Genomic DNA, 14,586 nt, shown 5'->3' with positions numbered 1-14,586 from the left:
GCGACGGCTTGCGCGGCGGCGCTCGCGCCAGGATTCACTGTGCCGGCGAGCAGGCGACGCCACCCTCAAGGGCCGGCGCCTGCGGAGAGTCTGCCGCAGCGCCAACCGCGCCACCGCGATCGTCGAGGCCGGTACTCGTCCTTTACCACGTTCCAATGTCAGGTTGGAAAGGGATCACTGTCTGAGGTCGATCGTGCGTACCGGCTGTCCCGTGGTCCGGGCGATGGTTTCGAAGTCGCGGTCGTAGTGGAGCAGGCTGAGGCCCGCTTCTTCGGCGGCGGCTGCGACGAGGAGGTCGACCGGGCCCGCGCTGCGGTGTTCGCCCTTCGCGGTGAGCTGCTCCTGGACCACGCGGGAGCGGCGATAGATGCCGTCCGGCATCGGACACCAGACGTAGTGGGCGTCGAGTGCCGCCTTCAGCCGTGCGCGGTCCGCGGAAGAGCGGGCGGAGTAGAGGACCTCAAGTTCCGTGATGTCGCAGATCGCGACGAGGCCGGCGGCGATCCTGTCGTCCCAATCGGCCGTGTTCTGGGCGAGAAGGACGCGGGCGAGGGCGGAGGTGTCGATGAGGTAGTCGGCGACGGTCACGGCCGGTACTGGCTCTTGTCCAGGAGGATGTTGATGTCCAGGGCTCCGTCGGCCACCAGTTGCCGGGAGTCTTCGAGTGCGCGCAGGCGCCGGTAGCGAGCGGTGACCTCGCGCAGGGCGGTGTTGATCGTGTCGCGCTTGGTGGTGGTGCCGAGTTCCCTGGCGGCTGCCTCCAGTGCCTCGTCGTCGAGATCGATGACAGTTCGGCTCACGGCAACTCCCTGTGTATACGGCAATGTGTATCAGTATACCTGATCCATTGTATATCGAGGGCGGGCTCCAGCCTGGTCCTGATCGGCGGGCTTCTTAGCCGGAACGCGAGGCCAGACGAGGCCCGAGACCAGGCGCTCGCGCACAGCGAGGACGACGACCTGCCTCGCGCCCGGTGTCTCTGGGGCTACCTCGCCCGCCGCTGCGTCCCGCTGCACGCCGACCTGCGGCACAGCTGGAGCCCTACTGGTCCCAAGTGGGCCGGTACGACTCGTCCGCACTCGCGGCCAACCGGTGCTGTCCTGTACGGGTTTGACACCGGGGGCGGGCCCGTCGGACACCGGCGCGGGATCGAACCATCCAACGTCACCGTGCCGCCGCTCAGGGCCGCTGGCCGGCCTTCCGGACCACGGGCGCCACTTGGCGGTGCAGCTACCAGCTCTGGCCGGACATCGCCGAGTTCGCATGAGGGAGAGCGCCGACAGCCTGCACATACCGACCCCGGTGGCCCGTGCGCAGAGACCGACGGCCTCGGCGCTGTCCACGCCTGCCCGGAGACCGCCTGCGCCGGTCACTGCCGCACGGTCGGCCGCCGGCGCGTCGGCGTGGGTCGGGCGGTGGCCCGACGGACCAGCCAGGTGGGGGTGATCACAGAGGACAGGGGGCGGCCGACGCTGCCCTCCTTCGCCGGTTGGCCGAGACTGCGCAGAAGGAGCCGTACCATCAGCCGACCCATCTCCTCGATCTCCTGACGGACGGTGGTCAGCGGCGGGTCGGTCAGCTCGGCCACCTTGGCCATGTCGTCGAAGCCGACGACCGTGACGTCCTCCGGCACCCGGCGCCCGTGCTCCCGCAGGGCGCGCAGTGCTCCGCAGGCCATGAGGTCGGAGGCGACGAAGACGGCGTCCAGGTCCGGGACGCGGTCCAGCAGCTCGGCCATCGCCCGTGCGCCGCCTGCTTCGGTGAAGTCGCCTTTGGCGATGAGCTTCGGGTCGGCGTCCATGAGCATGTCGTGGTAGCCGTGGAGCCGGTCCACGGAGGCCGTCTGGTCCATCGGCCCGGTGATGGTCGCGATGCGTGAACGTCCCAGCGTGATGAGGTGGCGCACGGTGCGACCGCCCCGAGTCTGAGGGTGGTGCGCCTGGCGGCTCGGGAGATGGGCATGGAAGCCGCCCATGGCTTCGGGACGGGATGCGGGGCGTGAGATGTGGAGCACCGCTCGAGAGAGCGCTCTCAAGCGGTGCTCAGGAGACTGCCGCAGCGGCGCAGGGCACGTCAAGAATCGAATTCGTAACGGATCGGTCCGAGCCGGCCCCGCCCCCGGTTCCGCCCGCCGGGGGCGCTGTCGGCGACGTTCAGGGGCGGGCTTGTTTCGCGAGAACCGGGCTGAGGGGGGACAGGGAGCTTCCTGGTGCACCCGTGCCGGGCGGCTGCAGCGGGATGGTCGCCGGCCGGGATGTCGCCGGCGGGCCTCGTCCGGCCACACGGAACGGCAGGGTCAAGGTGTGCCGGAGCGTGGGGCTGGCGACCGGTGCGCACCGCACCGCGGGGAGCGGTGGTGGTGGGAAGGAAGCGGTTGACACCGCGGCGGCGGCCGCAGCGCCGGGGAGGTCCCCCCGTGCGTGCGGCGGTGCATCGCGCAGCCCTGACGGATGAACCCGGTGCGTTCGTGCTGGGTGCAACGCAGGTACAGCGGTCCGTGGTGGGGTCGGGGCCGGAAAGGACGGAGCCGTCTGGCAGCGCCGACATGCCAGGGGGGCGATGCCTGGCCGACCTCTCCGCACCTCCGGCCGGACTTACCGGCTCCTCCCTCCCCGGAAGGGCCTTCTCCGCTTCACCTCTTGACAGCAGAAGGGGCGGATAGCACATTGAGCCCTCATCCAGCGCTCGAGAGCGCTCTCAGTCGCTCGCGCGTCCACTCCCCGTACCCCGAAGGCCCCCATGAGTGATACTTCCGGCACCCTCCGCAGACGGCGTTCCCTGAGGCGGGCGCTCGTCGCCGTCCTCAGCACGACGGTGCTCGCCGTGGCCGTCGCCACGGCCGCCACGCCGTCCGCAAACGCCTTGGCCCCCGCTGCCCCGACCGGCTGGACCCAAGTCTTCCTCGACGACTTCAACGGCCCGGTCGGCTCCGGCGTCGACACGTCTAAGTGGCAGTACGCCACCGGGACGTCGTACCCGGGTGGCCCCGCCAACTGGGGCACCGGCGAGGTCGAGACGATGACCTCCAGCACGAACAATGTCGCGCTCGACGGCAACGGCAACCTGCTCATCACCCCGCGCCGCAGCGCCAACAAGTGGACCTCGGGCCGCATCGAGACCGTCCGCTCCGACTTCCAGCCTCCGGCGGGCGGAAAGCTGCGGGTGGAGGCGCGCCTGCAGATGCCGAACGTCACGGGCGTCGCCGCCAAGGGCTACTGGCCCGCGTTCTGGATGCTGGGCGCACCCTTCCGGGGCAACTACCAGAACTGGCCGGGCATCGGTGAGCTGGATGTCATGGAGAACGTCCAGGGCCTGAACACCACATGGGCGACGATGCACTGCGGCACCAACCCGGGCGGCCCGTGCAACGAGACCAACGGCATCGGCAACTCCACCGCGTGCCCGAACACCACGTGCCAGTCCGGCTTCCACACCTACACCATGGAGTGGAACCGATCGGCGAGCCCGGAGACGATCCGCTTCTACGTCGACGGCGTCAACTACCATACCGTCACGGCGAACCAGATGGACGCGACGACCTGGGCCAACGCCACCAACCACGGTTTCTTCGTCATCCTGAACGTGGCGATGGGCGGCGCCTTCCCGAACGCGTTCGGCGGCGGCCCGACCGGCGCCACCGAGCCCGGCCACCCGATGGTGGTCGACTATGTGCAGATCCTTCAGTCCTGACACTCATCGGCAGGGGTGGAACGACGCAGTGTCATCCCATCCCTGACCGTTCCTCGGCTGTCCGATCACGGCAGTGTGCGCCGTGCGGATCGTGCAGGCGTCACCGCTGCGCGCTGCGGCTCTCGCACCATCCCATGGCGCATGCCGTGGCCGACAACGCCGCGCCAGCCGGCAGCCAGACCGGCAGGAAGGGAGTGTCCACGCCGGCCGGCAGGTAGTCGACGGTGGACAGCCGCAGCACGGTGACTCGCAGCCCCAGAGCCCTCGTCCCGGCATCGCTGTTCGCCCAGCCGCAACAGAAGAGGATCGCGGTGAGACGACAGCAGCGAACTGACGGCCCCCAGTAGCTCCGGAACCGGCGCAGGCAGGCGTGGTCGGGCTGGATGGGGCAGGAACAGCAGCACCCGACCGTGAGAGCGCTCTCTCCTCGTGGTCGGCCCGTCCTTACCCCTAGACAGGCAGGCAGATGAAACCACTCGACCGCTCCCGCCGCCGTTTCCTCACCCTCACCGCCGCCTCGGCCGCGTCCCTCACCGCCCTCGGTCTCCCGGCCCTGCCGGCCGCCGCCGCGCCCCGCGATGCCGATGGTGCCGACTGCGCCGACCCGGACCTCGGCCCGAACGTCTTCGTGTACGGCCCGGACACCCCGGCCGAGGAGATCCAGGCCACCCTGGACCGGCTCTTCGCCGCGCAGGAACGCAACGAGATGGGCGCCGACCGGTACGCCGTGCTGTTCAAGCCCGGCCGCTACGAAGTCAACGCGAAGCTCGGCTACTACACCACCGTCGCCGGCCTCGGCGCGCACCCGGACGACGTGGAGATCCACGGCTCGGTACGCGTGATCGGCCAGCCGGACCCGAACTCGCCGGCAGGGATCTCGGCCCTCACCAACTTCTGGCGCTCGGTGGAGAACCTCGCCATCAGCCCGACCGACTGGTCCAACCAGTGGGCGGTCTCCCAGGCGTCACCGATGCGCCGGGTGCACGTCAAGGGCATCCTCTGGCTGGAGCCCGGCAACGGCGGCTACTCCAGCGGCGGGTACATCGCCGACTCCAAGGTGGACGGCATCACCATCAACGGCTCTCAGCAGCAGTGGCTGACCCGGAACAGCGAACTCGGTGGCGACTGGACCAACGGGGTCTGGAACCAGGTCTTCTCCGGCGTGGTCGGCGCGCCCGCGCAGGGCTACCCGAACCCGCCGTACACCACGCTGCCGACCAGCCCGCTGACCCGGGAGAAGCCGTACCTCTTCATCGACGGGGAGGGCTGCTGGCGGGTGGCCGTACCCGGGCTGCGGCGAGACACCGTCGGCACCACCTGGGGCGCGGGCGCCCGGCCGGTGTCCGCGTTGCCGCTGGCCGACTTCTTCATCGCCAGGCCGACCGATTCGGCCCAGCGGATCAACCAGGAGCTGTCCCGAGGCCGGCACCTGCTGCTCACCCCCGGCGTCTACCACCTCGACCGGGCGCTGCGGGTCAAGCATCCGGACACCGTGGTGCTCGGCCTCGGCATGCCCAGCCTCGCCCCGACCACCGGCGACGCGGCCCTGCGCATCGAGGATGTGGACGGCGTACGCATCGCTGGAGTGCTGGTCGACGCCGGACCGGTCGAGTCGGAGGTGCTGGTCGAGGTCGGCAAGCGGCACAGTCACCGGTCGCACGCGACCAACCCGATCTCGCTCCAGGACGTCTTCTTCCGGATCGGCGGCGCGCACGCGGGCCGGGCGGTCACCAGCCTGGTGGTCAACAGCCGGCACACCCTGATCGACAACATCTGGGCCTGGCGCGGCGACCACGGCAAGGCGGGCACCATCGGCTGGACCGTCAACACCGCCGACACAGGCGTGGTGGTCAACGGCGACGATGTGATCGCGTACGGGCTCTTCGTCGAGCACTACCAGCGGTGGCAGACCGTCTGGAACGGAGAGCGCGGCCGGACCGTCTTCTACCAGAGCGAGCTGCCGTACGATCCGCCGAGCCAGGCCGCCTGGCAAAGCCCGACCGGGCGGGGCTGGGCGTCGTACAAGGTCGTCGACGACGTCCGCGAGCACGAGGCGTGGGGGCTGGGCGTCTACTCGTACTTCAACCAGGGCGTCGACATCCGCTGCGACCGGGCGATCGAGTCGCCACACCGGGCCGGGGTGCGCTTCCACGATGCGGTGACCGTCTTCCTCGACGGCAGCGGCGGCATCGAGCGCACCGTCAACGAGGTCGGCACCCCGGTCGTCGGCTCGTACGGCACCAGCCCCGTGATCAGCTACCCCTGAGCCGGGTGCGGGCGCGGCGCTCCGGCGATGGAACAAGAATTCGCCGGAATGCGCTGCGCCCGCAACTCCGTGCTGGTTGCTGTCGGCCGCAGGGGCAGGCGCGCTCGAGGGCGACACCCGGGGGCCAGGACGGCGCGGATGCGTCGCCTCGGCGGGACTCCGGGCAGGGACGGTTCTCATTTGCCGGCCGTGGGCCGTCGTCGGCAGCGCGTTCGGTCACGTACCCGCGCGCACTGGGTGTAGCGCATGCCGGTGCTACCAGTGGTGCCGAGGGAGCGTGCTGCTTGTGTTGCGGCCGATCGGCGATCTGGGTTGTCGAGGGTCCGATTCGCTGTGGGGATCGTGTCCTTGCGCAGCGCGCTTCCCTTCCGCGTTGGTCTACCCCAACGACGTGATGGACGTCGCTGGGTTTGCCGCCGCCGCGAGCGCAGAACCTGCTCGGCGTGCGCAGCGGTCAGCGGCGAGATGTTCACGTCTGGGCCATGATCGCTCGGACGGCGGCCGGGAAGCATTCCAGGCAGGCGTCGTTGACCTCATACCGGGTCGAGGTGCCCTGCCGCTCGGGGAGCACGAAGCGGACATCGGCCAGGACCTTCAGGTGGTGGGAGACCGTCGACTGACTGATCGGCAGACGCTCGACAATCTCCCCGACCGCCATCGGTCGCCGCACGGTGGCAAGCAGATTCAGCACGCGGACCCGCATGGGGTCGGCCAGGGCTTTGAACCACCCGGCATACAGCGCGGCGTCTTCGGGGCTGAGCGGCGCGGCAGACGGCCCTGTCTGTGTCGTCTTCATTGATTATCGACGATAATCGATGAATGGTATGGGTGGAAGGGGTCGGGCGAAGTGGCCTACCGGATCGCGGGGTTGCACCCGCACCCAGGTACGGCTCCGGCGGGTGTCGGCCGGCCGCCCCGAGTTGGGGAACCTCTGGCGGCACGCTGTGCAGTTCGCGGGACTCGAGGCGCTGTCTCACGATGTCGCGCACTTGCCGCCTGATCCTTGCCGCCCGGGGGCGCCCACGCTCACAGGTGGTTGGAGCGCGTTCTTGAATCCGGTACTCGGGTACAGCCTTACGGTCGGTGCGCGAGGCGACTGTTAGGGCCGCGCGGCGGTCGCGGGCTCACGGCCCCCTCGGTGCCGAGATCAGGCGGTTGCGGCGGTGGGGGCGAGGAGCTTGCCCATGGCGGCGAGGACTGACCGCTCGACGCGGTAGTAGACCCAGGTGCCCCGCCGCTCGGAGGTCAGCAAGCCGGCCTCTTTGAGCTTCTTCAGGTGGTGGGAGACGGTGGGCTGGGAGACGCCGACGTCGGAGATGTCACAGACGCACGCCTCGCCGCCTTCGTGGGAGGCGACCGCGGAGAACAGGCGCAGCCGGACCGGGTCGCCGAGGGCCTTGAACATCTTCGCGGCGGTCTCGGCTTCCTCGGCGCTCATGGGGCGCTCAGTCAGTGGCGGGCAGCACGGCGCCACGGCCTCGGCAGGTTCAAGCAGCGGCAGCACGTTCACATTCGACATGCGTCTATGTTGACATACATCGAATTATCGCGGCCAGGGGCCGTCAGCTTCGGCTGAGCCGGTGAGCCAGGCGGCGGGCCGCCCGGGCGGCACCCCGGCCGACGCCCCGCAGCGAGTTCGACGACAGCGCGCGCTGCCATTCCAGCCCGACGAACGCCAGCCCGGGGTGCGTCAGGGAGGCGCCGTCGCGATGGCTCGGCCGCCCCTCGGCCTCGAGGGTGCAGAGCCCGGCGAGGCAGGGCAGGTCAGGGCGGTATCCGGTGGCCAGCAGGATCACGTCGATCTCCTCCGCCGTGCGGTCCGTCCACGTCGACTTGCGGTCCTCCAGGGCGGTGAACGGCTCCCGGCGGTCTGGCATGCCAGAGGCCAGTGCGGCGCGGTAGCGGCCATCGTCGATGACGAGCTGGCCCGGCGGAGTGCGCAGAAAGCGGCCGAGCGGCGCGGTGTCGAGGCTGCCGTCTTGAGCCAGAAGTGCAGGTCACGGCCGAAGGCGTGCTGGCGGGCGAATTTAGCCTGGTGGCGGCTGGCGAGCGTCACCTGCGCCATGGTGGCGAGCTCGGCCGCGATCTGCACGGCGGAGTTCCCGGCCCCCACGACGACGATCCGCTGTCCGGCGAACGTGGCCGGGTCGCGGTAGTCGGCGGCGTGCAGCACCCTTCGGGGGAACTGCTCAAGGCCCGGCAATGCCGGCCGGTGCGGGCGTCCGAAGGCCCCGGACGCTGCGACCACTGCGCGCGCTGACAGCCGGCCGCCGCCCTCCAGGCTGCGGATGTAGCCGGTCGCGCCCGGGCGGACTTCGGTGACGCGGGTGCCGGTGCGGATGTCGGCATCCGGGCGTGCGGCGTAGGAGGTCAGGTAGGCGACGACCTCGTCGCGGTGCGGGTGGGAGCTGTACCTGGCGGGTGAGAACAGGGTGAGGCTGTCGTGGTGGCGCGGCCACGAGCCGGCTGCCCGGTCGGACACCTCCAGCACCACCGGCTTGAGTCCGGGCCGGATCAGCTCATACGCCGTGGCCAGCCCGGACTGGCCGCCCCCCGATCACCGCGACGTCAACGGGCTCCATGAAACAACTCTCCGATTCGATGAATGTCTATGTTGACGTTCATCGAAGCAGGTGGCATGCTGGCAGCGCAAGACATCGACATGCATCGAAATACCGAGGAGTCGTCATGAACGAGCCCGTCGCCCCGGACACCGGGACCACCCCCAACTCCACCGAGGCCGCGCCCCCATGCTGCGGACCGGCTCCTGCACAACCCTCCGATGTGACGGCTCCGGCCGCGTCCTCCCCGTGCTGCGGCACCAGCGAGGGCGCGAAGGCAGCCGGGGCCTGCTGCGAGCCGGCTGCCAAGCGCGAAGCCGTCGCCACCGGCACCGGCTGCTGCTGACAAGCCGACCCCACCACCCGCCCCCGCCCCTTCGTACGAGTCCGGAGACATGTGATGAGTAAGAGCACCACCGCCGAGCTGCCCGTCGTCGTGATCGGAGCCGGTCCCGCCGGCCTGGCCGCGGCCGCCCACCTCATCGAGTACGGCCTCGAGCCGCTGGTTCTGGAGGCCGGACGGGTCGCCGGTGCCGCGGTGCGGGAGTGGAGCCACGTGCGGCTGTTTTCCATGTGGGGCGAACTCACCGACCCGGCCGCGGAGAAGCTGCTGGCCCCGACCGGCTGGGTGAAGCCGGACGCAGCCACGTACCCGTCGGGCGGGGACTGGGCCGAGCAGTACCTCCAGCCCCTGGCCGACATCCTTGGCGAGCGCGTCCGCTTTGGCGCCACCGTCACCGGGGTCTCCCGCACCGGCCGCGACCGGATCGTGGACGCCGACCGCGAGGGCAAGCCCTTCGTCGTGCACTTCGCCACCCCAGACGGCGATGAGGAGCGGGTCTTTGCCCGCGCTGTCATCGACGCCTCCGGCGGACCACGCCCAGCCCAGCCGGCGCCAGCGGCTTGCCCGCACTCGGGGAGAAGACGGCCGCCGACCGCATCACCTACCGCGTCCCCGACCTGAAGGACCCGGCCATCCGCGCCCGCTACGCGGGCAAGCGCACCGCCGTCATCGGCTCCGGCGCCTCCGCCTTCACCGCACTGGCCACGCTCTCCGACGTCGCCGAGGCCGAGCCGGGCACGCACGCGGTGTGGATCCTGCGGCGCGGCATCAGCGGCTCCACGTTCGGCGGCGGCGAAGCCGACCAGCTGCCCGCCCGCGGCGCCCTCGGGCTCGCAGCGAAGGCCGCCGTCGACAACGGCCACGCGGTCGCAGTCACCGGCTTTCGCACCGAGGCGATCGACCGGACGGACGACAACCGCCTGGTCCTGATCGGTGAGGACGGGCGACGCCTGGACCCGGTGGACGAGGTCATCGTGCTGACCGGCCTCCGCCCGGACCTGTCGTTCCTGTCCGAGATCCGCCTCGGCCTCGACGAGCGCCTCCAGGCCCCCACCGAGCTCGCGCCGCTGATCGACCCCAACCAGCACTCCTGCGGCACCGTCTACCCGCACGGCCACCGCGAGCTGTCCCACCCCGAACAGGGCGTCTACCTGGTCGGCATGAAGTCCTACGGCCGCGCGCCCACGTTCCTGGCCATGACCGGCTACGAGCAGGTCCGCTCCGTCGCCGCGGCCATCGCCGGGGACATCGAAGCCGCCGACCGCGTCGAACTCACCCTTCCCGAGACCGGCGTCTGCGGCGGCGCGGGCCTGTTCGACCAGCCCGCCGCTGAGGAAACCGGCGGCGGAGGCTGCTGTGCTGCCCCGACCACCCTCACCATCGGTGTCCCCGCCTCTTCCGGCGGTTGCTGACCACCGTGCCCATAACCCAGGCCACCGCGGCCGCGACCGGGACGGGGGTCCGATCGCGGCCGCGCGCCGTACTGCCCGCACTGTGCGCCACCCAGATCACCAGCTGGGGCATCGTCTACTACGCCTTCCCCGTCCTCAACCCCGCCATCACCGCGGCCACCGGCTGGCCCGCCGGAGCGACGACGGCCGCGTTCTCCGCCGCCCTCCTGGTCTCCGCCCTCGCCGGGATCTACGTCGGCCGGATCCTCGACCGCCGAGGCCCGCGCACGGTCATGACCGCCGGCTCGATCCTGGGCGTGCTGAGCCTTCTCATCGTGGCCGCCGCCCCCAACCTCTTCGTATTCACCGCCGGGTGGCTGCTCGCCGGGCTCGCGATGGCATCCACCTTCTACCAGCCCGCTTTCGCCGCCCTCACCCGCTGGTGGGCGCCCGACCACGTCCGCGCCCTGACGATCGTCACCCTGGCCGGCGGCCTGGCCTCCACCGTCTTCGCCCCCCTCACCGCGGCCCTGGAAAGCCACCTGTCCTGGCGCGCGACCTACACGGTGCTCGCCGGGATCCTCGCCCTGCTGACTGTTCCCGCCCACGCCCTGGCGCTGAACCCACCGTGGCCACCGGCCGCAGGCGGTCCCGCCCACCTCCACCGCGGAACAAAGGACGTCGTGCGCAGTCGGCCGTTCTGGATGCTGGCCGCCACGCTCACCCTCTCGGCATTCGCGATGTACGCCGTCGTCATCGCCCTCGTTCCGCTCCTCCTCGAACGCGGCTACTCCACTGCGCAGGCTGCCTTGGCACTCGGCTTGGGCGGCGCGGGACAGACGCTCGGGCGGACCCTGTACGCGACACTCGCCCGCCGCACCAGCGTGACCGCCCGCACGGCCGCTCTGGTCGGGCTCGGTGGCCTCACCACCGCAGCCCTCGCCATCACGCCCGGCCCCTATGGCCTTCTCGTCGTTTTCACAGTGCTGGCGGGAACCATCCGCGGCAACCTCACCCTCTTGCAGGCCACCGCTGTCACCGACCGTTGGGGCACCACTCACTACGGCCGCCTTTCCGGACTCCTCACAGCGCCCGGCCACGTGGCAGCCGCCCTTGCGCCCTTCGCCGGGGCCGCCCTCGCGGGGCGAGTTCGAGGCTGCGGCGGCCGCGCATGACGCTGCAAAGCGCGCGCGGCGGGCGGCCTTCGAGTGATCACGTATCTCCTCGACACGTCGGCTCTGTGGCACCTGTTCCGTACGCCGGGAGCCTTGCGGCCATGGGAAGGGCACATCGCCGCCGGCGTGTTTCACGTCTGTGAGCCCACGAGGGCGGAGTTCCTCTACTCGGCCACCAGTCCGGCTCACCGGGACGAGCTCGCCGAGGAGTTGGACGCCCTGTGTCAGCTCTCGCCAGTTCCGAAGAACGCGTGGCGCTGGGTCGACACCGCCCAGTACAAACTCACTCAACGCGGGCAGCATCGCGCCGCTGGCGCAATCGATCTCCTGGTGTGCGCGACAGCAATGCACCACGGTCACACCGTGCTCCACGTGGACAACGACTTTGTCGCCGGGGCGGCGGTACTCAAGGAAGTGCAGCAGCGGGACGTACGCACCTGACCGCGGCACGCTTCAACAGCCCTCCGCCGTACGACGCTGCGACCGTCAGGGCGCTCAAAGAAGGCGGCTCATCGACATGGAGGAGCCCGGGGCGAGACGGATTACGCACCCTCGTCTTGATGTGGGGCGCCGCCGGACCCGATGAACTAAGCAGCCTGTGCTCCAGGCCGTTTGAAGACCTGCAACCCGTGCCAGACGACGAAGTCGGGGTCGGCGGCGGGTCGTCCGGGCCGGGGCGTGGACAGGGCCTGCAAAACGGTCCGGCCGGATACCCGTCCCGACAGCATCGCGTTTGTGTCCCGTTGGGTCGGGAGGCAGCGACCGTCGCCGCCGCGCCCCGCGCCGCCGCCGACGACGAACGGGATGAGGAGGGTGGCCGGGTGCCCGTGGGTGCCTGGAATCGACTTCGAGAACACGCTCGGGTCCGAGAATCGGTAGCCGGGGCGTCCCGAGGACGCCTGGCGCTGGGTGGACACCGCCCAGTACAAGCTCACCCAGCACGGACAGCACCGTGCGGCCGGCCCTATCGATCTCCTTGTCTGCGCGACGGCGGTCCACCACGGCCACGCCGTGCTCCATGTGGACAACGACTTCGTCGCGGCGGCGGACGTGAAGGAGTCCAGCACAGGTCAGTGCGCGGCGGAGTGCGTCCCCGGCAAGGAGCCAGCTCAGCATGCCCAACTCCCACATCGACACCTGGCTGCAGGTCTACTTCGCCGGCCCTCACAGCCCCTGGCAACGGGGGCATGAACGAAAACACCAACGGACCGCTGCCCCCGACGCCGGAGCCAACTCCTGGATCAGGTCGCGCTCTTACACCATCTTCATGGCCGCGACCGAGGGGCAGGAGAGCGGTCAGCGGCGCGCTTGCTTGGGTTTCGGCCTTGGCGGTCGGACGCCACCATCTGCGCAAGAGACGCCGGAGCCCGTGACGCGGCGAGGCGTGGACCCGGGCACATGGCTCGTGAGGAGCGTCCGACGATGGCCGCCGTGGGTGGTCCGCACCCACGGCGAGCACTCAGGGCGATTTCCCCGTCCCGCTGCCCTGGCGGTCCGCGCTCGGGGCGACAGCGAGCGCGATGGCCCCGACAGCCATCATGATCAGTCCGACGAGCGGCCGGTCGGCGCTGCGCCATTGCCAGTCCACGGCGAAGGTGAGGATGGCGCCGAAACCGATCGAAGTGATGGCGCCGATGGCAAGCAACCCAGCCATGGCACACCCCCTTTGTCTGTGGTCCACAAGGCTCCGTTTCCCGTGCCGCCTTCAGTGTTCCGAAGGCTCCGGGGTGCTCCCAGGGGCCTGTTGACCCCTGTGCGCGCCATACGACCCTCGCCGGCGGCAAGGCGAACTGCACGGGCTTTGCCCCCTTGCCGCTGTTCCCGGGAACGGATCGGATATGAACAGCCCGGTTCCCATGTCGCCGCCGGAGGTGGGAGTTTGACGACAGGGCTCGCTAGCCCTGTCGGGTTGCGGCGAGGCGGGCGTCCACGGCGACGACTCCGTCGACGCCCTGGCAGAGGCCCACGACCACTGGGACGAGACGCGGTTCCGGAACGTGGCCCCGCAGGGTGACGACACCGTCGTGGACCTCGACCGCGACGGTGCCTTCGTCCAGGCCGAGGATGCGTCCCAGGACATCCCGCTCGATCTCGACGCGGATCTCGACGTCGGAGCGGATGAAGGCGTCGAGCAGGTCGCTGCGGCTGACGATGCCGGTGAGGAGCCCGTCGTCGCCGACCACCGGCAGTTGCTTGACGTGCCGCCTGCGGAGTTCCCGCGCGGCCCGGGGGATCGTCCAGTCGGCGCGGGCGGTGAAGACGGGGCTGCTCATGAGCGCGCCCGCGGTCCGGGCCCGGGCCTTGCCCCAGGCGCGCTCGTCGTTCCCGTGCTGCCCCTGCGGATCGGGCATGCCGGTCTCGTGCCGCAGCACGTCGGACGCGGACACGACGCCTATGGGGGCGCCGCCGTCGTCTTCGACGACCGGGGCCGCGACGATGTCATTCGCATCCAGCAGGGCGGCGACCTCATGGATCGGTGTGTCGGGGCGGAGGGTGACGACCTCCTCGGTCATCACGTCGCCGACCGTGCGGCGGTGCAGCATGGCATCGACCTCCTCCGCTTTGCGACGGGGCGGCTGCGGTCGGACCGCCCGGCGTACGACGCGGCGCTTCAGCCTCCGCGGCTCTGCCATCCTCGTCCACGCCCGTCTTCCCCACCCATGACAGCACCGCGCCGCCCCGGCGGCCAGTTACGTTCGGCCTGGCCAGGAGGGCCTGCGGTCCCACGACCGGAACCGGCCGACGGGCGGCCGTGTCGCGAGTTCCTCGTCGACGCGGAGCCAGCCGCCGGCGGCGAGGCGCCGGACACGGCTCATCAGGATCTCCATGCCGGCCTTGAAGGCGGCTGAGGTGGCCCTCGTGGGTTCGCTGTACATCAGCGTGTACAGCGCGGGATTGGCCAGCCCGAACTCGACCGCGACGTCCCAGCCGGATCTCAGGTCCTCGATGGGGTCCTGCGGGTCGGGGTCGATGTGCTTGGTGGCGAGAAACGCGGTGAAGCCGTGCTCGGCCACCGCGTCGAGCAGTCCGTCCTTGTCGCCGAACAGCCGGTAGAGGGCCGGTGGCTGCAGGCGCCGCATCGGCGACAGCACGGGTGGTGACCGCCTCGCGGCCACCGTGTGTCAGCAGGCCGATGGCGGCCTCGATGACCGCTGCCGGG

Annotated in this window: 13 protein-coding genes and 5 pseudogenes; 7 read left to right on the top strand and 11 right to left on the bottom strand. The window is 70.6% G+C overall.

The genetic code is table 11. The features are described from left to right. Positions 1-174 precede the first annotated feature (174 nt). The 3 genes and pseudogenes from FBY35_RS29195 to FBY35_RS29185 form a co-directional block, all read right to left on the bottom strand. Positions 175-588 carry a PIN domain nuclease gene (locus FBY35_RS29195; protein ID WP_142216943.1) on the bottom strand — a complete coding sequence of 138 codons (414 nt, stop codon included), beginning with the start codon at positions 586-588 and terminating at the stop codon, positions 175-177. Further along, positions 585-800, bottom strand: a complete 216-nt coding sequence (locus FBY35_RS29190) for a type II toxin-antitoxin system VapB family antitoxin (RefSeq protein WP_018889935.1) — start codon at positions 798-800, stop codon at positions 585-587. Before FBY35_RS29190 ends, FBY35_RS29195 begins: the two co-directional genes overlap by 4 nt. A gap of 569 nt (positions 801-1,369) precedes the next feature. Continuing rightward, positions 1,370-1,921, bottom strand: a pseudogene (locus tag FBY35_RS29185) (substrate-binding domain-containing protein); the annotation flags it as partial. A gap of 818 nt (positions 1,922-2,739) precedes the next feature. On the opposite strand from FBY35_RS29185, the pseudogene FBY35_RS29180 reads away from it, so the two are divergent. Both FBY35_RS29180 and FBY35_RS29175 read left to right on the top strand, forming a co-directional pair. Beyond that, positions 2,740-3,687: pseudogene (locus FBY35_RS29180) on the top strand (glycoside hydrolase family 16 protein); the annotation flags it as partial. 469 nt (positions 3,688-4,156) lie between these two features. Then, positions 4,157-5,956, top strand: coding sequence for an adenylyl cyclase (locus tag FBY35_RS29175; protein ID WP_142216942.1), 1,800 nt, complete (start codon positions 4,157-4,159; stop codon positions 5,954-5,956). A gap of 469 nt (positions 5,957-6,425) precedes the next feature. Here FBY35_RS29175 and FBY35_RS29170 read toward each other — a convergent pair whose 3' ends face one another. The 4 genes from FBY35_RS29170 to FBY35_RS29160 form a co-directional block, all read right to left on the bottom strand. Beyond that, entirely contained in the window at positions 6,426-6,752 is a 327-nt protein-coding gene (locus FBY35_RS29170; protein WP_142216941.1) for a helix-turn-helix transcriptional regulator, read from the bottom strand. A gap of 351 nt (positions 6,753-7,103) precedes the next feature. Further along, a complete protein-coding gene (locus FBY35_RS29165; RefSeq protein ID WP_142216940.1) occupies positions 7,104-7,475 on the bottom strand; it encodes a helix-turn-helix transcriptional regulator in 372 nt (123 codons plus the stop codon). Positions 7,476-7,518: 43 nt separating this feature from the next. Next, the gene (locus tag FBY35_RS37820) at positions 7,519-7,752 is read right to left on the bottom strand and encodes a hypothetical protein (RefSeq protein ID WP_313904716.1); all 234 of its coding nucleotides are present in this window, start codon (positions 7,750-7,752) and stop codon (positions 7,519-7,521) included. Further along, the gene (locus tag FBY35_RS29160) at positions 7,749-8,450 is read right to left on the bottom strand and encodes an NAD(P)/FAD-dependent oxidoreductase (protein WP_313904715.1); all 702 of its coding nucleotides are present in this window, start codon (positions 8,448-8,450) and stop codon (positions 7,749-7,751) included. Before FBY35_RS29160 ends, FBY35_RS37820 begins: the two co-directional genes overlap by 4 nt. Before the next feature lie 194 nt (positions 8,451-8,644). On the opposite strand from FBY35_RS29160, the gene FBY35_RS29155 reads away from it, so the two are divergent. The 4 genes and pseudogenes from FBY35_RS29155 (at position 8,645) to FBY35_RS29135 (ending at position 11,867) form a co-directional block, all read left to right on the top strand. Next, a complete protein-coding gene (locus FBY35_RS29155; RefSeq protein WP_142216939.1) occupies positions 8,645-8,863 on the top strand; it encodes a hypothetical protein in 219 nt (72 codons plus the stop codon). 54 nt (positions 8,864-8,917) lie between these two features. Further along, positions 8,918-10,272 (top strand): annotated as a pseudogene (locus tag FBY35_RS29150) (NAD(P)-binding domain-containing protein). Positions 10,273-10,277: 5 nt separating this feature from the next. Further along, positions 10,278-11,426: an MFS transporter gene (locus FBY35_RS29145; protein WP_142216938.1), complete on the top strand. Its 1,149-nt coding sequence runs from the start codon at positions 10,278-10,280 to the stop codon at positions 11,424-11,426. A gap of 33 nt (positions 11,427-11,459) precedes the next feature. Then, positions 11,460-11,867: a PIN domain nuclease gene (locus FBY35_RS29135; RefSeq protein WP_142216937.1), complete on the top strand. Its 408-nt coding sequence runs from the start codon at positions 11,460-11,462 to the stop codon at positions 11,865-11,867. A 146-nt stretch (positions 11,868-12,013) separates the two neighbouring features. Here FBY35_RS29135 and FBY35_RS38145 read toward each other — a convergent pair. Further along, positions 12,014-12,112: pseudogene (locus FBY35_RS38145) on the bottom strand (restriction endonuclease); the annotation flags it as partial. Positions 12,113-12,314: 202 nt separating this feature from the next. Here FBY35_RS38145 and FBY35_RS37520 point away from each other — a divergent pair. Further along, positions 12,315-12,479, top strand: a pseudogene (locus FBY35_RS37520) (VapC toxin family PIN domain ribonuclease); the annotation flags it as partial. Between the two features lie 406 nt (positions 12,480-12,885). Here FBY35_RS37520 and FBY35_RS29120 read toward each other — a convergent pair. The 3 genes from FBY35_RS29120 to FBY35_RS29110 all read right to left on the bottom strand — a co-directional run bounded on the left by FBY35_RS29120 (position 12,886) and on the right by FBY35_RS29110 (position 14,506). After that, positions 12,886-13,080 carry a hypothetical protein gene (locus tag FBY35_RS29120; RefSeq protein WP_142216936.1) on the bottom strand — a complete coding sequence of 65 codons (195 nt, stop codon included), beginning with the start codon at positions 13,078-13,080 and terminating at the stop codon, positions 12,886-12,888. Positions 13,081-13,321: 241 nt separating this feature from the next. Next, positions 13,322-13,969 carry a CBS domain-containing protein gene (locus FBY35_RS29115; protein WP_142216935.1) on the bottom strand — a complete coding sequence of 216 codons (648 nt, stop codon included), beginning with the start codon at positions 13,967-13,969 and terminating at the stop codon, positions 13,322-13,324. Between the two features lie 147 nt (positions 13,970-14,116). After that, positions 14,117-14,506 (bottom strand): TetR/AcrR family transcriptional regulator, encoded by a 390-nt coding sequence (locus FBY35_RS29110; RefSeq protein WP_186357094.1) that lies wholly within the window; start codon positions 14,504-14,506, stop codon positions 14,117-14,119. Positions 14,507-14,586: the final 80 nt, after the last annotated feature.

This window comes from Streptomyces sp. SLBN-118 (assembly GCF_006715635.1).
In the GTDB taxonomy this organism is placed as follows: Bacteria; Actinomycetota; Actinomycetes; order Streptomycetales; family Streptomycetaceae; genus Streptomyces.
Note: the sequence above shows the minus strand (reverse complement) of the source record. Positions and strands in the feature narration are given on the sequence as shown.